This is a genomic window from Dyadobacter sp. AC419, from assembly GCF_979253085.1.
Window position 1 is genome coordinate 1 of record NZ_CEEDCD010000022.1, and the last position, 22,340, is coordinate 22,340.

Sequence of the window (22,340 nt, forward strand, 5' to 3'; positions counted from 1 at the left end):
ACAAGGCGACTTTTCTTTTCAAATTCAGAATATTTCTTCCAAAAACATCAAGGAATTCAGGACCGGCATTGATCAGCGGGATGTTGAGTATGGTTGGTCTGATCGACGACATTCAACAGGATGTGATTTTGCGGAAATTTAATCCCAAGAAACTAAATGCGGTCGATTTTTTCCTGAAAGTATATGACCCTCAAAAAGGCGATAAAGCAGTTCAGGAGACGATTGCAGGTTATCTGGAAAATTGCAAAGCAATTGGCATCCCGGTACCGCCTGAGCGGGAAAGAAATCTTCATTATGGGCAGCGATGGAAATCCGTTATGGAAACCCGTTGTCTGGGAGCCGGAAAAGGCGACAATCCGCTTTCATTTTATCAGAAACGAGGATAACACGCATTATTTTCCCACAATCCGCCACAAAGTTTCAGAAAGTCGATTTTCAATATAAAAATGCTTTCTTGTTATGTGAAGAACCGGCCTGGCTGGTTCTGGATGGACATTTGTTTCATTTTGAAGGACATGTTGACGGGAAAAAGATCAAACCATTTTTGGCCAAAAAATTCATTGCGATTCCCGGTCAGGTGGAGGAGCAATGTTATGGCCGCTTCGGTCGCGCCGCTGATTGCCTCTTACGACGTTGTGGCACGAGGGTTCGAAATCAGAAATGTGTCATCAATGCCGAAAACGGTGCTGACGATTTCAGAATATAACATCAATGCGAAAAAAACGCCGGCCCTTTTCCAGGATTCGGATGTAGAAGTTCTGGAAGAAGAGGATAATGATGTTGCGTTCGATCTGTCGTTTCAATATGCCAATTTCTCTTTCCATTATGACAGCTTTGCGCATGCATCGAGCGTGCATATGGAGAAAAAAGGGAACGATTATCTATTTAACAAAGTCAAACGCAGCATCGAAACAGAAAGTCAGAATGTTGCCTTGCTCAAAGAATGGGGACTTAACATTCGAAATGGAAGTGTGCAAATGCCTAAGTCACAGGCTTTTGGATGGCTGCAAGGCAATGCTAATGTGCTTTCGGAGAACGGCAAGCATCATCGTCAGGCAAAACACGAATGATACGAAACGCTATTTCCTCGGATATTCCTCGATTGACATTTCTTCTATTCAGGAAGGGCGCGATTGGTTCTGACATTAACGCAAAGGTTAAATTCGGTGAATTTGAAATCCCATTCCTTCAATTAAGGAGCTATATTCTTAACCGCAAGAAGGAATTCCTGCTTCCTAATGGTGAAATCGCAGTTATTCCGGAATGGTGGTTTACCAAATATTCTGCTAGTTTTTCTCTTTCACCGAACATGACGGTGGCGATGAACCGCTCAGGTTGCGCATGCATCACCTTGCGTTGGTCCAGGAGTTGAAAGAGGAACATCTGGCGACAGCCACGATTAGCCGCAAACTTGAAAATTTGCGTGATTTCAATCACATTGAAGCTGTTGAGCCGCCAAAAGATTTTACAGGAACACTGCGTCCTTATCAAAAAACGGGTTACGATTGGCTACGGTTTTTGAAGCAATATCGCTTTGGCGGCTGCCTTGCAGATGACATGGGTTTGGGAAAAACTGTGCAGACGCTTGCAATGCTGCAAACCGAAAAAGAAAGTGGCGTAAAAGAGCCATCCATGCTCATTATGCCAACTTCGCTGCTTTATAACTGGCAATTGGAGGCGAAAAAATTCACGCCTTCTATGCGCGTGATGCTTTACACAGGCACGAACCGCGAAAAAGACACGGCGCAATTTGATAATTATGATCTCATTCTGACGTCTTACGGCATTGTGCGGCTGGACATTGATCTGATCCAGTCTTACCGCTTCAATTACGTAATTCTGGACGAATCCCAGGCGATCAAAAACCCGGCATCGATTATTACCAAAGCAGTCAGGAAGCTCAATTCTGCAAACAGACTGGTGTTAACAGGCACGCCGATTGAAAACAACACATTGGATCTCTGGTCGCAAATGTCTTTTGTGAATCCGGGATTATTGGGCAGTCAATCTTTTTTCCGTGATGAATTTCAGATCCCGATCGAAAAACGTGGAGACGAAGAGAAAACCAAAAGACTTTACAATCTGATTAAGCCTTTCATTTTGAGGCGTTTAAAATCTCAGGTTGCCACAGATTTACCTGAAAAAGTGGAAAGCGTTCAATATTGTGACATGTCCGAGGAGCAGGAAAAAGCTTACGAGGAAGCAAAGGCATATTACCGCAACCTGATCTTGCAAAGCATTGATACGGAAGGGATTTCCAAGTCGCAGCTGGTTGTTTTGCAAGGACTTACCAGATTGAGACAGTTAGCCAATCACCCTTTAATGGTGGATCCGGATTATATGTTTGGCTCGGGAAAGTTTGAAGATGTGCTTTACAAAATGCAGACTGCCATTGGTGAAAATCATAAAATATTGATATTCAGCCAATACATTAAGCATTTAGATCTTTTCAGACAATTTTTGAATGAAAAGGAAATAACATACGCTTATCTCGACGGTGCAACCAAAAATCGGCAGGAACAAGTTGAGCTTTTTCAAAACAACAATGATATCAAAATCTTCCTCATATCATTGAAAGCAGGCGGATTAGGCCTTAACCTCACCGCCGCAGATTATGTTTTCATCCTCGACCCGTGGTGGAACCCGGCTATTGAAGCACAGGCCGTAGATCGAGCACACCGCATTGGCCAGGACAGAACGGTTTTCACTTATAAGTTTATTACTAAAAATTCAGTGGAAGAAAAGATTCTCGCCTTACAAAGGACGAAGAAGCAACTTGCCGATGATTTGATTTCAAATGAAGAAGGCTTTATAAAATCACTGAGCCGCGAAGATGTTTTGAACCTGCTGGCATAAAAAATGTCATCCTGAAACTCAGGATGACATCATTATAATCTTATTATTAAGTCTAAACCGACAATGCAGAAGGTTCTCTGCTGATCAATGCTTCTCTATCCGGACCGGTTGAAATAAACGTGATCGGCAATTTCAATTCCTCTTCCAAAAACTTCACATAAGCCAGCAATTCTTCAGGAATCGCATCCAAATCACGGATTCCATCCAAAGAAGTTTGCCATCCTTTGAAATCTTTGTAAACCGGCTCAACCGTTTCATCACACAAGTCGTATGGCAAATGATCGGTTAATGTTCCGTCTGGAAGGCGGTAATTGGTGCAGACACGAATGTTATCAAAAATTGTTAAAACATCCACTTTCATCATAATCAATTGCGTAACGCCATTGATCATGATCGCATATTTCAATGCAGGCAAGTCAAGCCAGCCGCAACGGCGCGGACGTCCGGTTGTTGCACCGAACTCGCGACCTTCCTGACGCATTTTTTCACCTGTTTCTTCCAATAATTCTGTCGGGAACGGGCCGCTTCCTACACGCGTGCAGTAAGCTTTGAAAATCCCGAAAACCTCTCCAATCTGGCTTGGCGAAATCCCAAGACCTGTACACGCACCGGCCGCCATGGTTGTGGAGCTTGTTACGAATGGATAAGAACCGAAATCAATATCCAGCAAAGAGCCTTGTGCGCCTTCTGCCAAAACTGTTTTTGATTCTGCTAATGCTTCATTTACAACGTATTCGCTATCAACAAGCGAGAATTGCTTCATGAATTCAATAGCACCAAAGAAATTTTCTTCTGATTTCGGAAGCACTTCAGAGTAATCGAATGCGTAAAAATCGAGGATTACTTTATGAGCATCAACGAGCTTTTTGTATTTGTCAGCAAAGTTTGGAGAAAGCACATCCCCTACGCGCAAGCCCAATCTTGCCACTTTATCTTGGTAAGCAGGACCAATTCCTCTCAATGTTGAGCCAATCTTGGAATCACCTTTCGAACGCTCGTAAGCAGCATCCAGCAAAGCGTGGGTAGGAACAATAATCGATGCTTTTTTGGAAACAAACAGATTACTGATGAGGTCGAGGTTATATTTTGCAAGATTCTCAATCTCTCTTTTAAAAACGATCGGATCGAGAACAACGCCATTTCCAATGATATTCTGGATATCGCTACGGAAAATGCCTGATGGAATCTGATGCAAAACGTGTTTGATGCCGTCAAATTCCAATGTGTGACCAGCATTAGGTCCTCCCTGAAAACGGGCTACAACCTGATAACGTGGTGCCAGGACATCCACAATTTTACCTTTTCCCTCGTCTCCCCATTGAAGACCAAGTAATACGTCAACTTTCATTCAATTTATGATTACTGAAAATAATATGGTGTAAGGTTGGCCGGACAATCAATGTCGTCCGGCCCAATATGCATTATCTGTCTTCGTAAAACAGCAGAAGTTTCCCGTGCTTCGGCGCGGTTCTGGCAGTTCTCTTTGGTGCAGTTTCCATAAAAAATAAGCGAATGGTGCATAACGCTGAAATTCAGCATTTCGCCCACCATGTTCTGGATAGACTGGATCCTCGGATCGCAGAATTCCATCACTTTATGGCAATCGGTGCAGATCAGGTGATCGTGCTGCTTGTTACCGTAAGATTTTTCGAACTGCGCCAGGTTTTTACCAAACTGATGCTTGGTTACCAGATCACAATCAACTAAAACGTCCAATGTATTGTAAACAGTCGCGCGGCTAACCCGGTAACGTTTGTTTTTCATGCTGATGTAAAGTTCATCCACATCAAAGTGATCTTCCCTGGTGTAGATCTCTTCCAGGATTGCGAAACGCTCAGGCGTTTTGCGCAATCCTTTGTTTTCCAGGTAAGCCGTCAAGATTTTCTTTGCGGCTTCAAAATTCGGTTTGCTGGCTTGTGGCATATCTCAAAAATTCTTGCGCGAAAATACGCTTTTTTACTTAAATCACAGTCACTCTCACAGGCATACTTGTCACTATCCTGCTAAATTACAATTCAATAACACGTCAGCATGCTAATCGTTCACTGCGGCTATTTTCCGCTGAGGTTTGTGTCGAAACGCTGCACATTATAGACTCCTTCCACTTGTTCCAGCTTGCTGATCAAAATATCCAAGTGCTTGGTATCCTGCACATAAAGCTTAATATCACCATTAAAAACGCCATCTTTTGTATCAATGGTCAGCCCGCGCATGTTGATGTGCAGCTCGTTTGAAATGATCCTGGTAACGTCATTTACCAAGCCCACCCGGTCCGTTCCCGAGAGATAAAGTCCTGCCAGAAATGCCTCATCTTTACCCGATTCCCACTTGGCCTTAATAATGCGGTTTCCGTGTTTCGACATCAGCTCCGCAGCGTTCGGACAAGTTGTTCTGTGGATTTTGATTCCTTCATTAATGGTAACAAAACCAAAAACGTCATCACCCGCAATCGGATTGCAGCATGGAGCAAGCTTGTAATCAATTTTATCCATGTCATCGCCGATCAGCAGCGTGTCGCTGTCTGCCCGGTCGCCATGAATGTGTTTGAGAAACTTGGTTAATGTCTTGCCATCACCTGCCCCGGGCGCTGGTGCGGGCACTGCATTGTTGTTATCAGTTGCCTTGCGCTCCTTGGCTTCTTTATCTCTCTTAAATCGCTTTAATTCATCAAGTTGAATGTATCCTTTTCCGATCCTGTAGAAAAAATCGGCTGCTGTTTTACACTCAAAAAACGCCCTGAGCTGATTTACAACTTCGGCTGTAAGCTCGATGCCAAGGATTTTCAGCTTTTTCTCAACGAGTTGACGCCCGTCTGTTTCGTAACGGCGGTTATCTTCTTTCAGGAAATCCTTAATCCGCGCCCTGGCCTTGGAAGTAACCACGATCCGCAGCCAATCCTCGTTTGGTTTTTGCTTGCTGGATGTGATAATCTCTATTTGATCCCCGTTATTGAGCACATAACTGATCGGAACCAATATGCCGCCCACCTTCGCAGCCATGCAATGTGCACCGACTTCGGAGTGAATATCAAATGCAAAATCCAGTGCGGTTGCACCGCTTTGCAGCACTTTAAGCTCTCCTTTTGGCGTAAAAACAAAAACCTCCTCATTGAAAAAGTTGCTTCTAAACTCATCCAGAAACTCAATTGCGGCTGTTTTGTCACCAAAACCATTTTCCAGTGTCTCCCTAACCTGCGTAATCCACTGCTCAATGTTGCCGCGGACCTTGGTGTCATTGCCTTTATATTTCCAGTGCGCTGCGTATCCTTTTTCCGCAATCTCATCCATGCGCGAAGTCCTGATCTGCACTTCCACCCACTGACCGCTTTTGCTCATAACCGTTGAATGCAACGATTGATAACCATTCGCACGCGGTGTGCTCAGGAAGTCTTTCAAACGATCCGGGTTTGGCTTATAATGGTCAGTAACAATGGAATATGCTTGCCAGCAAATGGCTTTTTCCCGGTCATTCTCCGCAGAAGATTCTAAGACAATGCGGATGGCAAAGAGGTCATAAATTTCCTCGAAAGGCTTGTTCTGCTTCCGCATTTTATTCCAGATCGAATAAATCGATTTGGGACGACCTTTCAGGATAAAATTCAATCCGGCAGCTTCCAGATCCTGCGCAATTGGCTCCATGAATTTCGCAATGAAGCGATCACGAATGCCTTTGGTTTCCCTCAGCTTCCGGGCAATGGCGCGATATTCCTGCGGCTCAGTATATTTCAGATAAAGCTCTTCCAGCTCAGACTTAATGCTGTAAAGTCCAAGCCTGTGCGCAAGCGGCGCGTAAATGAAGATCGTTTCAGACGCGATTTTCAACTGTTTGTCCCGCGGCATGCTGTCCAGCGTCCGCATATTATGCAGCCGGTCGCAAGTTTTACCAAAATCACACGAACATCATCTGAAAGCGTAAGGAGCATTTTCCGGAAATTCTCCGCTTGTTGAGAGGTTCCATATTCGAACCTTCCTGAGATTTTGGTAAGTCCGTCGATGATCTTGGCCACTTTTTTTCCAAAAAGGCGCTCAATGTCCTCGATACGCATGTCCGTATCTTCAACAACATCGTGCAGCAAGGCTGCGACAATCCCCGTCGTCCCCAATCCGATCTCTTCAACGACGATCTGGGCAACGGCAAGCGGATGATATATGTAAGGTTCACCCGACCGGCGACGCATATCTTTATGTGCGTCAACGGAGGTGTAAAAGGCTTTTTTTATTAATTTGGCATCATTGTCTTTTAGAAAGGGCTTGGCTGTTGTAATAACCTGCGGTATTTTTTGAGAATATCCTTACGCTCCTGTTCCAGATCAATGGCGAGGGGTTCAACGAGTTGCTCCACTGAGATATTTAATTGGTATGCTTTACCAAAATAACAAATTCCGGCGACATTTTTCAATTTAATTTTACCCGAAGATAAAATTTTTAAAAAAGTTTGGATCTATCTAAAAAATAAGAATACCTTTGCACTCCCAATTCGACAAAAGGCGTCGAAAAAAGGAAATAAGTGAGCGGGCGTGGCGGAACTGGTAGACGTGCTAGACTTAGGATCTAGTGCCGCAAGGCGTGGGGGTTCGATTCCCTCCGCCCGTACGATTAACAAGGGAATGACGGGGCGTCAAGATTCCTATCTCGATAAGAAAAATGAGCTGCTCCGAAGTAAAACCCGTCAAATGCCCTCAGGACTTAGTTTTGAGGGCATTTTTGTTTTTCTTTTCTATTTAATCTTAAAGGTATTTACCATAGCATAAGCGACACATGGAAGTTGTATTAGAACAAAATTCGCCGACATTAGCCTCTCTCAAAGTTAAGTTGACCAAAGACGATTATCAGCCAAAAATTGATAAGACGATCAAGGATTACTCCAAAAAGGTTAACCTGAAAGGCTTCCGTCCGGGTAAAGTGCCATCCCATGTGATTCAGCGCATGTATGGTAAAAGCATTCTGGTTGACGAGGTGAACAACCTCCTGAGCACTGCGGTAAGCAGCTATATCAGAGAAAACAAATTGCAGGTGGTGGGCGATCCTGTTCCCAACCGTGAAAAAGCTGCCGAAGTAAACTGGGACAGCCCAAGCGAGCTGGAATTCATTTACGACCTGGGCGTTGCAACCGATTTTGAAGTTAATTTATCAGAGCTTCCTGCTGTAAAACGTTACACCATTAATGTGGACGATGCAGAATTGTCTAAAACAGTTGAAAGCCTGCGTGAGCGTTTTGCAGAAAACATTCACCCTGAGGTTAGCGAAGAAGGCGACATGATCTTCGGAGAATTGAAACAAGAATCTTCTGAGTTCACAACCCGCACTGCAATTCCTACAAAACAGGTTAATGCGGATTCACTTTCAAAATTCATCGGCGTTAAGAAAGGCGACGAAGTTGTTTTTGACATTCAAAATACATTTTCTGACGAAGCTGCGATTGCGCATGTAACCGGAAAGAAAAAAGAAGACATTGGTGAGCTTTCGGGCGATTTCACATTGGTTGTTGAAGACATTACGCGTTCAGCTGCTTCGGAATTAACTCAGGACCTTTTTGATAAAGTTTTGGGACCGGGACAAGTGGAGAACGAAGAGCAATTCAACGAAAAGCTTCTGGAAATCATCAAAGGCAACTACGAGCGCGAAACAGAAGCATTGCTTCGCCGCGATATCGAAAATGCATTGCTTGACAACATTACAATCGAACTGCCAGGTGACTTTTTGAAAGACTGGTTAGAGCGCACAAACGAAGGAAAATTCACGCGTGAGCACATCGAAGAGCAATTCGAGGATTTCAAAAAATCATTGAAATTGAGCTTGATCAAAAATAAGATCGCTGATCGTGAAAGCATTAAAGTAGAATATCCTGAAATCCTTGAATTTACCCGCAACATGGTAAAAGGACAGTTCGGAATCTACGGCGATGACGATAACATGAATGAAACAATTGACCGCGTTGCACAAGGTTACCTTGCTGACAAAGAGCGTGATAATTATACCAATGTGTTCAATCAGGTTTTTGATAACAAGGTGATGGACATTATCCGTAACCAGGTTTCTACAGATGAGCAAACCATTGAAGTAAGCGAATTCGAGAAATTGGCCAAAGGCGAAGAAGTAGCCGCTTAACCAGTTTCAAAAAACATTTTTTTCACCGTTCCACGCCAAGGCGTGGACGGTGTTTTTTATTTAAAGCCAATCCGTTCGCGCTCCTCGCCAATATGCCGGATAATCCCGTCGCCGAACCACTGACGGAATTTCACCTTCCATTGATCGAGTTCATTCTGCATTCTCCTGTTTTCTGCCAGCAACCTCGTATTTTCCTGACGAAGCCATTCTGTTTCAGACATGGTCAGCGAATCGAAACCCAGTAATTCAGGAAGCGGGACGTCTAGTAATTTGGCAATATTTTCTACTCTGGAAACCGACAATTCGGTTCTTCCCCTTTCCAGATCGCCATATGCCGTGGTCGATAAGCTCAGCATATCAGCCATATTTTCCTGCGAAAGGCCCTTTTGCAGCCGGATGAGCCTGATTCGCTCAGATAAGTTTGATGCAACATTCATAGCCATTGTATTTTATTCTGCTTTTGAATCAATTCATAATGCAATGTAATCAAGGTGCCCGCTTGCTGACTCTCGCAATTTTCGATAATTTATCGCTTCAATAGACAAGGATTATTCAATGAAATAATCAATTTTGTGAAAACCAAAGAATAAAGAGGCCGGATTATTATCAGAAACTAACATATAGCGCTTTTTGTTCTTTTACTTATTTGCCCTTTATTATTACTTCAATTAAAATTTAAGTTGATCGATGAACCACGGAAATGAATTTAGAAAATACGCCGTTCACCACCTTGGAATGAATGGCCTTACAGTTGACGGCTACGTAAACCACACAGTTGAAAATATGACGCGTTCGGTCATCGAAGAGCGTCCGATGAACTTCCGTGAAGTAGATGTGTTCTCCCGCCTGATGGCTGACCGCATTATTTTTATGGGAACAGGTGTTGACGACAACATTGCCAACATTATTGTTGCCCAGCTGTTGTTCCTTGAATCAGCTGATGCCAAAAAAGACATTTTGATGTACATTAACAGCCCGGGTGGATCTGTTTACGCAGGTTTGGGAATTTATGACACCATGCAATATGTGCGTCCTGACGTTGCGACAGTTTGTACAAGTCTTGCGGCTTCTATGGGTGCAGTGCTTCTGGCAGGCGGTGCGGCTGGAAAAAGATCCGCACTTCCCCATGCGCGTGTAATGATTCACCAGCCTTCGGGAGGTGCACAAGGCACGTCGGTTGACATTGAAATTACAACGTGTGAAATCGTAAAATTACGTCACGAATTGTACGAAATCCTTGCTAACCACACGGGTCAGACTGCTGAGCAAATCGCATTGGATTCTGATCGTGACAAATGGTTAAAAGCCTTAGAAGCAAAGGAATACGGCTTAATTGACGAAGTTTTGACAAGAGATAAATAAGCAATCTCATATGCCTTTGAAATCGCCCGGACAGGTCCTCTGCCCGGGCGGTTCTTATTATAAGGGTCCGGGTCGATTTGGTAACCCCGACAAAAAACCGGAAATTTGTATAATTATAACTACAGGGATGAAAGGTCGGCAAGATTTTTGAAACAATAAATTCAGTCTTCTTGTTAACTGGGTTCCGGTTTTAGCCTTTCACAGACTGGCGCTCACAGACTGCGGACCTCGATTACGACCGGTAAAATTCAAAACGATAAAGAAATCAATGGCACAAGTAAGTTGTTCGTTCTGCGGACGTAAAAAAAACGAAGTAGATTTATTACTTTCCGGAATCGACGCACATATACGGTAATCACTGCATCGCGCAGGGACATCAGGTAATTACGGAGGAGCTGGGGTCGAAAGAAGACAAAAAGGAGAAAAAGACGAAGTTACCGAAGCTTAAACCAATCCCGCCAGCTGAAATAAAGCACTTTCTTGAACAATATGTAATTGGCCAGGACGAAGCAAAACGCTCATTGGCGGTTGCAGTCTACAACCATTACAAGCGCCTTAACCAAGCTGTTACCGACGATGATGTTGTTATCGAAAAATCGAACATTATCATGGTGGGCGAAACGGGAACTGGCAAAACATATCTTGCCAAATCTATAGCACGCATTCTGCAAGTTCCTTTCTGCGTGGCGGATGCGACTGTTGTTACAGAAGCGGGTTATGTGGGCGAGGACGTTGAAACGATTTTGACCCGATTGCTGCAAGCTGCTGATTATAATGTGGAAGCGGCGGAGCGCGGAATCGTTTACATTGATGAAATTGATAAAATCGCAAGAAAATCGGATAATCCTTCGATCACACGCGATGTAAGCGGCGAAGGTGTTCAGCAGGCACTTTTGAAATTATTGGAAGGCTCGTCTGTTAATGTTCCGCCACAAGGAGGTCGCAAGCACCCGGATCAGAAAATGATCACTTTGAACACAGAAAATATTCTGTTCATCTGCGGCGGCGCTTTTGATGGCATTGAAAGACATATTGGAAAACGCATTAACACGCGCCCGATCGGTTTTTCCGGTGACAATCGCATTATTGAAATTTTTGATAAAGGAAATCTGATGCGCTATGTAACAGCAATGGACCTTAAATCTTTCGGTTTAATTCCCGAGCTGATCGGTCGTCTGCCAGTTTTGACGCACTTGAATCCATTGGATCGCGAAACTTTGCGGAGAATTTTGACTGAGCCAAAAAATGCTTTGGTAAAACAATATGCGAAGTTGTTCTCCATGGAAGGCATCACGCTTCATTTCGAAGAAGCCGTTCTCGACTACATTGTGGATCAGGCTATGACTTACAAGCTGGGAGCCCGCGGTTTGCGCGCCATTTGCGAGTCGATCATGACAGATGCAATGTTCGATCTTCCTTCGCAAAAGGACATAAAAGAATTTACGCTTTCGCTTGATTATGCAAAAGACAAGTTTGAGAAATCATCCATGTCTTTGCTGCGCTCCGTAGCATAAAAAGTAAATCGGAATTTAGAAACGCTCTGCAATCCACTAGGGAATGCAGAGCGTTTTATTTGTTGCCGGTGTGAAGATTTTGTACCGCACGCTGGCGACATCAGTTTTTTTGCTTTATTCGCGTAAATTCGTTGGATAAGTAATCCTACTATTCGGTTTTTAACTCACGCAATTGTAATTATATGGCAACCGGCCCTATTGTAACGCTAACCATAAATCCTGCCTCGATAAAAGTTCGAACGTTTCACGCATTGTCCCTGACAATAAACTGCGTTGCGACGCGCCCAACTTTGAGGCGGGCGGAGGAGGAATTAATGTTGCCAAAGCCGTGCACAGACTGGGTGGAAACCCGATCGCCATTTTTACAATCGGCGGTCCTACGGGCCAGAGGCTGCATAAGCTTGTAAAAGCCGAAGGTGTGGAAACAATGGTGATTGAAACCAAACAATGGACGCGCGAAAATTTCCACGTTTTGGAAACCAGCACAGGATTTCAATATCGGTTTGGAATGCCAGGAACCGAAATGATGCCAACCGAGGTGCGTGCGATCCTGGAAACCCTCGAAGAACTTGATCCGAAGCCTTCCTACATTATCGCAAGCGGAAGCCTTCCTCCCGGCGTTCCAGCTGATTTTTATGGTCAGATTGCCAAAATTGCAAATCAGCAAGGCGCCAAATTCATTGCGGACACTTCTGGCGACGCGCTCAGATATGCAACCGAGGCAGGGATTTACCTTTTGAAACCGAACATTGACGAGCTGAGTGAGCTGGTAGGGGTTGAAAAATTAGAGCTCGATGAAGTTGATGATGCCGCAAGAGCGCTTATTATTCGCGGTCAATGCGAAATCGTTGTCGTTTCCATGGGTGCAATGGGCGCTATGCTCGTAACCGAAGATCAGGTCGAACATATTCCAGCTCCTCCAGTTGAACCAAAAAGCACCGTAGGCGCCGGCGACAGCATGCTTGCGGGCATTATATGGACATTATCACAGGGAAAATCTCCTCGCGAGGCGGTGCGAATGGGCGTTGCCTGCGGAACTGCCGCAACAATGAACTCCGGAAGCGAGCTGTTCAAAATGCAGGATGTTAACCGATTGATGGACTGGCTGAACCGTTACGGAAAGCGCTACTCCGCGAGCTAGGGTTTTTGTGTGCAAAAGTGCCAAGTAGTAAGAAATTATTGCCCGCGCCTTTTGCATAGAAAACATCCGTCATGCCTGAAAAACAAACCCGCCGCGACTTTGCGAAACTGACAGCCGTTACTGCCGCTGCCCTGACTTTCAAGCCATTTTACATTTTGCACGCCAAGCCGAAAGTAGACGGGGAAGTCATTGGTCATGGCGCTTATAAATACAAAGTGCACCAAGGCTGGGGAAATCTGGATGCTGCTAAATTTCCTGTCAACAATTGTCACGAAATGGTGCAGGACAGCAAAGGCAGGCTCATCATGGTGGGTGACGAGGTTAAAAACAACATTCTCATTTACGATCGCTCGGGTAAGTTGCTCGAAACCTGGGGACACGAATTTCCAGGCGGGCACGGACTGACGCTCTGGAATGCAAACGGCGAAGAATTCCTTTTCATTTGTGACCCAAACATTGGAAAAGTCTTTAAAACGGACTTGAAAGGAAAAATCCTGCTGACCATTGAGCATCCTTCCAAAGTAGGCGCATATAAGGAAGCCGATCCATTTAAACCCACTGAAACTGCAATCGGGCCGGATGGAACCATTTATGTTGCTGACGGTTACGGCTCGCAATGGATTTTGCGATACAATCAAAAAGGCGAATTTATCGACAAATTTGGCGGATCAGGTGATGGAGATGCCCAGTTCTCAACTGCGCACGGAATTGCAATCGATTACCGCGATAAGGCCAATCCTACCCTGCTCGTGACATCACGGGCACATAATGCTTTCAAAAAATTTACGCTGGACGGAAAATATCTGAGCACATTATTTCTGCCGGGTGCATTTGTTTGTCGGCCCGTATTTCATGGAGACACGCTTTTTGCTGGCGTCTGCTGGTCTCGCCTGCGTTATCTCAACCAAACACCTGACTCTGGTTTCGTAACGATTATTGATAAAAACAACAAAGTAATTTCCAACCCAGGCGGCACGAAACCTGTTTATGAAAATGGCAAGCTGCAATTGATGGTGCAAGAAAAACCGATTTTCATGCATTGCCACGACGTTTGTGTCGACAATGATGAGAACATTTACGTTTGCCAGTGGAATGCGAAAAAGACTTATCCCGTAAAGCTGGAAAGAGTTTGAGAAGATCAGGCTGAGTCGCTTCTCAGCGGATCAGCCTGATGGTAATGCCATTGATCACCATTGTTCCTATGGTCAGAATTCCGTAAGCTGCACCGATGGACATGGTCGGCACGAGATATGCGACGCCGACCAGGAAAGCGACAAACCCATATCCTGCCAAAAGTAATCCATAAAGGATCCGAACTGCTGCGTCCGAACCTTGCTGCGAATGTGTAAAAACAGCCAATGTAGACGTCATGATCGGAAAAGGCGTCAATATGCCGCTCCAAGTCGGGCCGAGATAATCGGCGGCCTGCGTTAGTAACACCACAAAAAACGTTGCAACAAGCATTCTGAGCGGAATGTCATAAACGGGCTGTTTCCTCGCCTCCGCTTTTCCTTTTGGTTTTGGAAAAAAATATAAAACTGCCGTAAGCACGACCAGATTCAACACAACTGCCGCCATCAGCGAAATCGTGTTCCCTAATGACAGTACTGCCACAATGAAAAAGACCAGATAACTGATCAAAACGGTTGGTAACCACGAAAGTCGTGACGAAACGATCGAATAAACCAGCGCAAAAAGAATAGTCCCGACCGACCCCAGCAATGCCGAAGTGATTGTGGAGGCAGCAAACAATGGGCCGTGCTCTAATGCAATGAAGAATGAAATCGGTCCCGCGACCCAGGGAAATCCTCCGATCCAGCCGCCCAGGCCTTCACCCCATTTTCGTACAGCGAGTGTAACGCCTGCAATCAAGGGAGGCATGAGCAGGATTTTGGCCAAAAGCAGATCAGACAATGCGGTGGTGCGTAAAATTCGATCACAAATTTACGTTCAAGCGGTTAAATCGCAGTTAAAATGCAAAAATAGTTATCACTCACATTTGCAACAGAGTTGCAAATGGTATAAGTTTACATTGTAACACCGCACGGTTGCACAGATTTATTTTTCGAGCGCAGCATCAACAATGGCCAGGATTGTTTTAAGCCTATCTTTTTTATTAATCTCCTATTTTACACAAGCCCAAAACCCGGGATGCGCCTGCTTTGTCAAAGGCGTTGTGAAGGATCAGCACACGGGCCAGCCCATTGTCGGAGCAACGGTTCTGATCGTCGGGCAAAACAGCGGTGTGTTTACCGATGCAAACGGGCGTTACGAATTAAAAAACCTCTGTCCGGGCGCTTACACGCTGGAATGCAGGATTGTTGGTTATAATGCCTTTCAGGAAAAACTGGATCTCACGGCTGGTCACGAAGAAAACTTCAACCTCGAAGAACAGGAAGTCCATTTGAAAGACGTTGAGATTACCGCGCACCGGACCGACGCACCCAGCTCACAGCCATTGTCGACCATCAGCGGCAGTGATTTGGAAAAAACACGCGGACAAAATCTCGCAGAAAGCCTCAAAGGACTCTCCGGAGTCACTTCTCTGCAAACCGGATCATCCATTGCAAAACCTGTCATTCACGGACTGCATAGCAACCGCATTCTGATCATGAACAACGGCGTGCGCCAGGAAGGGCAGCAATGGGGCTCGGAGCACGCGCCGGAAATCGATCCTTTTATTGCCACCAGATTGAATGTTGTAAAGGGAGCGGCCGGCGTTCGTTATGGCTCGGATGCCATTGGCGGCGTTATTTTGGTGGAGCCGGAGGAGCTTCCGTTCAACAAATCGCTGAGTGGTGAGTTGAATGTTGTGGGTTTTACAAATGGTCGCCAGGGTGTGACGTCGGGAACGCTGCAAGGCGGCATCAAAGGATTTACAGGCTTTGGCTGGCGCGCACAAGGCACAATTAAGCGGGGCGGCAACATTCGGACACCGAATTATTTTTTAGACAACACCGGAATCAGTGAGCAGAATTTTTCGCTGGCAGCAGGTTATCGGGTTAAAGGCTTTGGCATTGATGCATTTTACAGCCGGTTTGATACGAAAATCGGCATATTTTCAGGTTCCCACATTGGCAGCGTGACGGATCTTTTGAATGTGATCAAAAACGGCGAGCCATTTGTAAAATCCGATTTTAGCTATGGCATCGGCAGGCCAAACCAGAATGTGATCCATGAGCTGCTGAAAGTGGAAGCACATTATCACTTTGCCAACGGTAACCGCTTTCAATGGACCATTGCGAGGCAGCTGAACGACCGTAATGAATATGATTTGCACCGCCCGCGAAACGATTCCATAGCAAACCTCAATCATCCCGAACTGACATTCAAACTGAGCACATTGACAAATGATGTGATCTGGGACCATAAGCCGATTGCCGGAAAGCTGACGGGGCAAGTGGGTTTAAGCTCTTTGTATCAATATAATTTAATGGATGGCCGACCGCTCATTCCAAATTTCAACCAGTTTAATATTGGCCTTTTCTGGATTGAGCGATATGTGAAAAACGGGTGGGAACTGGAAGCTGGCGCTAGATATGATTACAGAACATTAACCACGCACCGCATCGTTAACCGGGAAAAAGTCTCACGGGACTTTACATTCGCTAATTTTTCGGGAACAATTGGTGCAACAAAGTCGATTTCCGAACGCCTCTCAGCCAGATTAAATTTTGGAACTGCGTGGCGGGCACCCAATGTAAGCGAATTGTTCAGCGATGGCGTGCACCACGGGGCGGCAGCCTACGAAAAGGGCGACGACAATCTGCAATCCGAAAAAGCGCTCAACACCATTGCCAGTGTCAAATATGCGTCACCAAGATTTTCGTTGGAAATAGGCGGTTACTATAATTTCATTTCTGATTTTATTTACTTAAAACCGCAGGCAGAACCTATTCTGACCATTCGCGGCGCATTTCCCTATTTCAAATACACGCAAACGGATGCCACTTTTAAAGGCATTGACCTGACGGCCAACTGGGAATTCGCGAAGAATGTAACAGCCACAAGCAAAGTGAGTTACCTGCGTGTTTACGACCAGAGAAATGATAATTATTTGGTAATGATCCCCGCAAACCGGGTCGATAATATGCTTAAATATGAAGTTCCGGAGGTGGGGAAATGGCGCAAGCCTTATTTTTCAATTGGAAATCTGTTTGTAGCACAGCAAAAGCGCGTGCCGCCCGCAAGCGATTTCCTTGCGCCACCAAAAGCATATTCTTTATGGAATTTGCAACTCGGCGCTTCTCTGAATTTGTCTGAAAAGCAGGAATTGGAGATTGGTATTTCAGTTCAAAACCTGTTCAATGTTGCTTACCGCGACTATTTGAACAGGTTTAGATATTATGCTGACGAGATGGGAAGAAATGCTTCGCTTCGTCTTAAATGGAAATTCGGCTCTTAATTGCTGGCAACTTCACTTCCACTAAAATTCCTTAATTACATTTAGGACAAACACCCTGAATCAGCAAATTGAAGTTTTCAGGCTGGTAACCGCTGGGAAGCTGGATCGCAGGAATATGCATGGTTTCCAGGCAATTGGTCTCTCCGCACGAACTGCATTTAAAATGGATATGATCGTGATGGTGCTTTTCTTCCGAGCAACTATGCGAGCATAATGCATAGCGTAGGCCTTCGTCGTCCAGCACTTTATGGATAATGCCCTTTTCAAGAAACGTTTTCAACGTACGATAAATCGTCACGCGGTCATAATTCTCTCCCAACGCTCCTTCCAAATCGCCATGCGACAACGCGTTTTTCTTATTGATAAAGGTTGAAAGCACATCTTCACGACAAGTTGTTGTCCGTAAATGGTGTTCTTTCAGCGTCTCTCTTAACTGGTCCATTGTTTCCAACAGTTTAATAATTTATCAGCAACCTTAATGGCATTTCAACCCGGTATGCTTTTTATAAAACCTTTCCTGCCAAAGTTAAGTTCTGGCAGCTTCATATTCAATCACCTTTTCGTCCTGAACCAACATTACCGGCCAAAAGCATAAAAAATAATTATGCAACTTTGTTGCAAGTGATAAAGGTTAGCCTTATTTTTGCAACGTTATTGTATTTAGTATGAAAGCAACACACTCCCACAGCAAGGCAGATTATATTGGAATTTTAGGCTCGGTGTTATGCATTATACATTGCCTATTGGTGCCAGCGTTGGCATTCGGAACCACTATGACCTCGCATCACTCGCATGCCGGATATGTATCGCTTGATTATCTTTTTATATTGATCAACGGCGTGGCGGTTTTCTACGCAACACGTAATCACAAATCCCTGCCCGTTCGGGTTATTCTTTGGGGAGCGTTGGCTTTATTTGCCGTTTCATTAATTCTTGAAGCACGGCATCCGATATTCACCTGGCTGGGTTATGCAGGCTCAGCATTACTGATTTTCGGCCATTTGCTCAACCTTTACATTTGCCAGATTGCCCCAAGAATGAAATGGAAGATTTCTTAACTTCTATTTGTCATATTGCACTTCGAATCGGCTCAAATCAGGCCTAACCGATCTTTTTCGGTTCAATTCATACTCAAAGATTGTTTTGCCAAGATTCGCCATAAAGGGAAAACCCACCTTTTCGTAATCGTATTTATCGTCGTTAAAGATCTGATCTTCATTGCAATAGATCACAGCAGTCAGCATAAATTCAATTCCCTTTTCAAAATCGGCAATGTAAGCATTGTCTAAAAGGAAGCCATACGCATCGCCGACTTTGTTAAACAAGCGAATGTGCCTTGGTAACCTCGTTTTTGTGGCGCCAAAAAGCAGAAATTTGGCATAACCATCGTAATAATCGTCCGTATAATGCTCCGGAAAGCTGGTCTCGACCGGAAACTGGGACATATATTGATACATAAACCGGTAATCGTCCGGCGTGAGGTTAAAGCGCTGATTCGCTGGCACCTGATCCGGGAAAAAGATCGTTTTCAATAAGCGATGCTGATCTTCCAATGCGAAATAATTTTTGCTTGAAAAATCAAAAGGCTCATTCACCAGTTCAGTGCCTTTCATATATCCCTTTCCTTCCAAAATCGGAGTTGGCGATTTGAGCTCCTTCGCCGCATATTTAGCGGGCTGTTCAAAAATCACTTTGCCATCCTTTTCAAACTTGATCGGGTTTGTATATCTGTTATTTTCAGGTCCGATCGGCGAATCAAGCCGGTGCACAATCCGCACATCTTTAAAGCCCTTTTTATGAAGCGAATCATTGAATTCTTCCTGCCCGATGAATTCATACAATCTGTTAAAAGCATCATTATCACTTACCAGCAGGATCTTTTTTGCATAATGTGCAACGGAAGGCAGCTTGTTTTCGGCAGTTGAATCAGCGGTTACGGCAGTTTGCTCCGGCCGGTCAGCGCCGGTGAGCATGGGTGTGTTTTTATCAATTCCTAATTTATTGAGCTTTTCAAATGCGAGGGCAACGGCGGGAAGCTTTACGGTGCTGGCTGGATAAAAGTATTTTTCGCTGTTAACCTGATATCGGTGGGTTGTAAAATGCGGCTCGTTTTTTCTATTGCGGTCAATGCGGGTGTAGAGGATCTGGATCTTGTATTTGTCTGGTTCTTTGAGGAGTTCGGCGAAGCGATCGGGATGCTTTTTCAGCAACTTTTCAATGAAATTGTCAGCTTGAAATTGTGCGAAAGAAGGCAATGCAACCGATTGTAAAAGCAAGTAAAGCAACAATTTATAACCTCTAAACCGAATCATGGACTTCCAGGGAGCGTGTAAAACGAAGATACAATATTTATTTTAAAGGGTTACCGGAATTATATTTTACTGATATTGGCCTTTACTTATTTGAATGTAAAACTATGGCATATAATGGAAGAAAATAAATTGCGCAGCCAAGGTTGGTTTGGTAAGTCCGGGAAGGACGGCTTTATATACAGGGCTTGGATGAAGAATCAGGGTTATCCAGCCGACGAATTCGAAGGAAGGCCGGTAATCGGCATTTGCAATACATTTTCAGAATTAACGCCTTGCAACGGGCACTTTCGCGAACTGGCGGAGTCGGTCAAAAGGGGCGTTTGGGAAGCCGGCGGTTTTCCGCTCGAATTCCCGGTAATGTCGCTGGGTGAAACATTGATGAAGCCGACGGCAATGCTTTACCGCAACCTGGCGAGTATGGATGTCGAAGAATCGATCCGTGCCAACCCGATTGACGGCGTTGTGCTGCTTTGCGGTTGTGACAAAACCACGCCATCGCTCGTGATGGGCGCTGCCAGTGTGAACATTCCTACCATTGTGGTTTCGGGCGGACCCATGCTCACTGGTCGTTACAGAGGAAAAACGATCGGCACGAGCGACGTTTGGCGGTTCAGTGAAATGCACCGGAGAGGCGAGCTTTCGCAGGAGGAATTTGCCACCGCAGAAGCCTGCATGTGCCGCAGCGACGGACATTGCGCAGTAATGGGCACAGCCTCGACCATGGCTTGTATGGTTGAATCGCTAGGACTTACATTGCCTGAAAACGCAGCAATTCCCGCGGCGGATTCGCGCAGAAAAAGGCTTGCACATTTATCCGGACGCAGGATTGTGCAAATGGTGCACGAAGATTTGCGCCTTTCTCAAATATTGACCAAAGAAGCATTTGAAAACGCTATTATGCTAAATGCGGCGATTGGTGGCTCAACGAATTTTGTCATTCACTTGCTGGCGATTGCCGGCCGTATCGGCGTTGATCTTTCGCTGGATGATTTCAATGCGCTTTGTGCCAAAGTTCCGTTGCTATTGAACCTGCAACCTTCCGGCGGTTATTTCATGGAAGACTTTTATTACGCAGGCGGACTTCCCGTTGTCATTAAAGAAATGATCGGTTTGCTTCACCAGGATGTGATTACGGCCAATGGCAAAACAATGGCCGAAAATTGCAGCACTGCTGAATGCTTTGACCCTGAGGTGATTGGAACACTTGCAGAACCGGTTAAGGACCTTACCGGCCTGGCTGTCGTTCGCGGAAATCTTTGCGTCAATGGTGCCGTCATTAAACCTTCGGCTTCGTTAAAGCCTGAGCTGATGCAGCATGGCGGAAGAGCCGTTGTCTTTGAAGATATTGACGATTACAAAGCACGCCTCGACGATCCGGACCTGGATGTGGATGAAAACAGTGTTTTGGTTCTTAAAAATGTGGGGCCAAAAGGTTATCCGGGCATGCCGGAAGTTGGTAATATGTCATTGCCCAAAAAAAGCTTTTGGCAAAAGGCGTAATCGATATGCTGCGGATTTCTGATGGCCGGATGAGCGGGACAGGTTTTGGAACAGTTGTTTTGCACGTTTCCCCGGAAGCAGCTGTGGGCGGAACGCTGCGCACTCGTGCAGGACGGCGACTACATAACACTGGACGTTGAAAACAGAAGCTTGAATCTGGAAGTGTCTGATGAAGAGCTGGAACGCCGCAAGACGCTCTGGAAACCATTGGAATTGGGTTACAATCGCGGATATGTGAATTTGCACATTAAGCACGTGACCCAGGCACATTTGGGAGCGGATCTTGACTTCTTAATCGGAGGTTCGGGAGATAAGGTGACGAGGGATTCCCATTAAGAAACAACAAAATGAGTAGCCAAACATTTGATAATCAAGTTGCAATTGTAACGGGGGCAGGCCAGGGAATTGGGTTTGAAATCGCCAAACAACTGGCTTGCCAAGGTGCATGCGTGATCCTGAATGATTTTGACGCGGACCTGGCGGCGCAAGCTGCCAGGAAAATCCGTGATAAGGAGGGTGAATGTGTTGCATTTGCAGGCGATGCGTCCAAAATTGAAGTGATCGAAGGCATGGTTGAAGAAGCGATTAAATGCTTTGGACACCTTAGCATTGTGGTTGCTAATGCTGGAATCACACTTTTTGGCGATTTTTTTGATTATCCCGAAGAAAATCTCCGCAAAGTGCTCGAAGTGAATCTGATGGGTTCATTTCTGCTTACACAAGCTGGCGCGCGCCAAATGCGCATGCAGAAAAATGGTGGCAGAATCTTGTTAATGTCCTCTGTTGTGGGGCATCAGGCGCACCAGTTTTTGGGTGCTTATGCTATGACAAAGGCCGGATTAGAAATGCTGGCTAAAAATCTTGTTCTCGAATTATCCCCGCACGGAATTACAATTAACACGGTCGCTCCAGGCGCGACGCTTACGGAGAGAACATTAGCCGAAGACCCGACTTACCCTAAAATGTGGTCTGCAATTACGCCTATGGGCCGGCCTGCTATTTGTGAAGACATTGCGAATGCAGCATTATTCCTCTTATCGCCGCATTCAGGACATATTACCGGGCAAAGTCTGGTCGTAGACGGAGGCTGGACGTCCGTGAGCCCCCTACCCGATCTGAGTAACCTGCATGTGAAAAAGTAGG

Annotated in this window: 13 protein-coding genes, 1 tRNA gene and 4 pseudogenes; 11 read left to right on the forward strand and 7 right to left on the reverse strand. The window is 45.2% G+C overall.

Annotation, left to right across the window (positions count from 1 at the left end; translation table 11 throughout):
• Positions 1-2,856 (forward strand): annotated as a pseudogene (locus tag AC0IYG_RS18795) (DEAD/DEAH box helicase); the annotation flags it as partial.
• A gap of 52 nt (positions 2,857-2,908) precedes the next feature.
• On the opposite strand, the gene AC0IYG_RS18800 reads toward AC0IYG_RS18795, so the two are convergent.
• The 3 genes and pseudogenes from AC0IYG_RS18800 to AC0IYG_RS18810 all read right to left on the reverse strand — a co-directional run bounded on the left by AC0IYG_RS18800 (position 2,909) and on the right by AC0IYG_RS18810 (position 7,197).
• Positions 2,909-4,204, reverse strand: coding sequence for an adenylosuccinate synthase (locus AC0IYG_RS18800; protein WP_471712632.1), 1,296 nt, complete (start codon positions 4,202-4,204; stop codon positions 2,909-2,911).
• 11 nt (positions 4,205-4,215) lie between these two features.
• Positions 4,216-4,779 carry a Fur family transcriptional regulator gene (locus AC0IYG_RS18805; protein ID WP_471712633.1) on the reverse strand — a complete coding sequence of 188 codons (564 nt, stop codon included), beginning with the start codon at positions 4,777-4,779 and terminating at the stop codon, positions 4,216-4,218.
• A 128-nt stretch (positions 4,780-4,907) separates the two neighbouring features.
• Positions 4,908-7,197 (reverse strand): annotated as a pseudogene (locus AC0IYG_RS18810) (RelA/SpoT family protein).
• Positions 7,198-7,366: 169 nt separating this feature from the next.
• Between AC0IYG_RS18810 and AC0IYG_RS18815 the strand changes: the two are divergent.
• Both AC0IYG_RS18815 and tig read left to right on the forward strand, forming a co-directional pair.
• A tRNA-Leu gene (locus AC0IYG_RS18815) sits at positions 7,367-7,448 on the forward strand.
• 165 nt (positions 7,449-7,613) lie between these two features.
• Positions 7,614-8,963, forward strand: coding sequence for a trigger factor (gene tig / locus AC0IYG_RS18820; protein WP_471712634.1), 1,350 nt, complete (start codon positions 7,614-7,616; stop codon positions 8,961-8,963).
• Between the two features lie 56 nt (positions 8,964-9,019).
• Here the strand turns inward: tig and AC0IYG_RS18825 are convergent, their stop codons facing one another.
• On the reverse strand, positions 9,020-9,400 hold the full coding sequence (locus AC0IYG_RS18825; protein ID WP_471712635.1) for a helix-turn-helix domain-containing protein: 381 nt from the start codon (positions 9,398-9,400) through the stop codon (positions 9,020-9,022).
• A 250-nt stretch (positions 9,401-9,650) separates the two neighbouring features.
• On the opposite strand from AC0IYG_RS18825, the gene AC0IYG_RS18830 reads away from it, so the two are divergent.
• The 4 genes and pseudogenes from AC0IYG_RS18830 to AC0IYG_RS18845 all read left to right on the forward strand — a co-directional run bounded on the left by AC0IYG_RS18830 (position 9,651) and on the right by AC0IYG_RS18845 (position 14,113).
• A complete protein-coding gene (locus AC0IYG_RS18830; RefSeq protein WP_471712636.1) occupies positions 9,651-10,325 on the forward strand; it encodes a ClpP family protease in 675 nt (224 codons plus the stop codon).
• Positions 10,326-10,593: 268 nt separating this feature from the next.
• Positions 10,594-11,839, forward strand: a pseudogene (gene clpX, locus AC0IYG_RS18835) (ATP-dependent Clp protease ATP-binding subunit ClpX).
• Between the two features lie 268 nt (positions 11,840-12,107).
• Complete coding sequence (locus tag AC0IYG_RS18840) at positions 12,108-12,980, forward strand: 1-phosphofructokinase family hexose kinase (RefSeq protein ID WP_471712885.1); 873 nt, start codon at positions 12,108-12,110, stop codon at positions 12,978-12,980.
• A 71-nt stretch (positions 12,981-13,051) separates the two neighbouring features.
• Positions 13,052-14,113, forward strand: a complete 1,062-nt coding sequence (locus AC0IYG_RS18845; protein WP_471712637.1) for a 6-bladed beta-propeller — start codon at positions 13,052-13,054, stop codon at positions 14,111-14,113.
• A 22-nt stretch (positions 14,114-14,135) separates the two neighbouring features.
• Here the strand turns inward: AC0IYG_RS18845 and AC0IYG_RS18850 are convergent, their stop codons facing one another.
• Positions 14,136-14,894: a hypothetical protein gene (locus AC0IYG_RS18850; protein ID WP_471712638.1), complete on the reverse strand. Its 759-nt coding sequence runs from the start codon at positions 14,892-14,894 to the stop codon at positions 14,136-14,138.
• 169 nt (positions 14,895-15,063) lie between these two features.
• Here AC0IYG_RS18850 and AC0IYG_RS18855 point away from each other — a divergent pair, with 169 nt between their 5' ends.
• Positions 15,064-17,385 carry a TonB-dependent receptor gene (locus AC0IYG_RS18855; protein ID WP_471712639.1) on the forward strand — a complete coding sequence of 774 codons (2,322 nt, stop codon included), beginning with the start codon at positions 15,064-15,066 and terminating at the stop codon, positions 17,383-17,385.
• 31 nt (positions 17,386-17,416) lie between these two features.
• Here the strand turns inward: AC0IYG_RS18855 and AC0IYG_RS18860 are convergent, their stop codons facing one another.
• A complete protein-coding gene (locus AC0IYG_RS18860; protein WP_471712640.1) occupies positions 17,417-17,827 on the reverse strand; it encodes a Fur family transcriptional regulator in 411 nt (136 codons plus the stop codon).
• Positions 17,828-18,050: 223 nt separating this feature from the next.
• Between AC0IYG_RS18860 and AC0IYG_RS18865 the strand changes: the two genes are divergently transcribed.
• Positions 18,051-18,443: a MerC domain-containing protein gene (locus AC0IYG_RS18865; RefSeq protein ID WP_471712641.1), complete on the forward strand. Its 393-nt coding sequence runs from the start codon at positions 18,051-18,053 to the stop codon at positions 18,441-18,443.
• Between the two features lie 3 nt (positions 18,444-18,446).
• On the opposite strand, the gene AC0IYG_RS18870 is transcribed toward AC0IYG_RS18865, so the two are convergent.
• The gene (locus tag AC0IYG_RS18870) at positions 18,447-19,697 is read right to left on the reverse strand and encodes a serine hydrolase (RefSeq protein WP_471712642.1); all 1,251 of its coding nucleotides are present in this window, start codon (positions 19,695-19,697) and stop codon (positions 18,447-18,449) included.
• Positions 19,698-19,811: 114 nt separating this feature from the next.
• Between AC0IYG_RS18870 and AC0IYG_RS18875 the strand changes: the two are divergent.
• Both AC0IYG_RS18875 and AC0IYG_RS18880 read left to right on the forward strand, forming a co-directional pair.
• Positions 19,812-21,533, forward strand: a pseudogene (locus tag AC0IYG_RS18875) (IlvD/Edd family dehydratase).
• Positions 21,534-21,544: 11 nt separating this feature from the next.
• The gene (locus tag AC0IYG_RS18880; RefSeq protein WP_471712643.1) at positions 21,545-22,339 is read left to right on the forward strand and encodes an SDR family NAD(P)-dependent oxidoreductase; all 795 of its coding nucleotides are present in this window, start codon (positions 21,545-21,547) and stop codon (positions 22,337-22,339) included.
• The last annotated feature ends 1 nt before the right edge of the window (position 22,340 follow it).

Bases quoted from the DNA above. Each gene is read 5' to 3' on its own strand.
- AC0IYG_RS18825 (WP_471712635.1), bottom strand. From the start codon at position 9,400: ATGAATGTTGCATCAAACTTATCTGAGCGAATCAGGCTCATCCGGCTG.
- AC0IYG_RS18830 (WP_471712636.1), top strand. From the start codon at position 9,651: ATGAACCACGGAAATGAATTTAGAAAATACGCCGTTCACCACCTTGGA.
- AC0IYG_RS18800 (WP_471712632.1), bottom strand. From the start codon at position 4,204: ATGAAAGTTGACGTATTACTTGGTCTTCAATGGGGAGACGAGGGAAAA.
- AC0IYG_RS18880 (WP_471712643.1), top strand. From the start codon at position 21,545: ATGAGTAGCCAAACATTTGATAATCAAGTTGCAATTGTAACGGGGGCA.
- AC0IYG_RS18860 (WP_471712640.1), bottom strand. From the start codon at position 17,827: ATGGACCAGTTAAGAGAGACGCTGAAAGAACACCATTTACGGACAACA.
- tig (WP_471712634.1), top strand. From the start codon at position 7,614: ATGGAAGTTGTATTAGAACAAAATTCGCCGACATTAGCCTCTCTCAAA.
- AC0IYG_RS18805 (WP_471712633.1), bottom strand. From the start codon at position 4,779: ATGCCACAAGCCAGCAAACCGAATTTTGAAGCCGCAAAGAAAATCTTG.
- AC0IYG_RS18865 (WP_471712641.1), top strand. From the start codon at position 18,051: ATGAAAGCAACACACTCCCACAGCAAGGCAGATTATATTGGAATTTTA.
- AC0IYG_RS18845 (WP_471712637.1), top strand. From the start codon at position 13,052: ATGCCTGAAAAACAAACCCGCCGCGACTTTGCGAAACTGACAGCCGTT.
- AC0IYG_RS18870 (WP_471712642.1), bottom strand. From the start codon at position 19,697: ATGATTCGGTTTAGAGGTTATAAATTGTTGCTTTACTTGCTTTTACAA.
- AC0IYG_RS18855 (WP_471712639.1), top strand. From the start codon at position 15,064: ATGGCCAGGATTGTTTTAAGCCTATCTTTTTTATTAATCTCCTATTTT.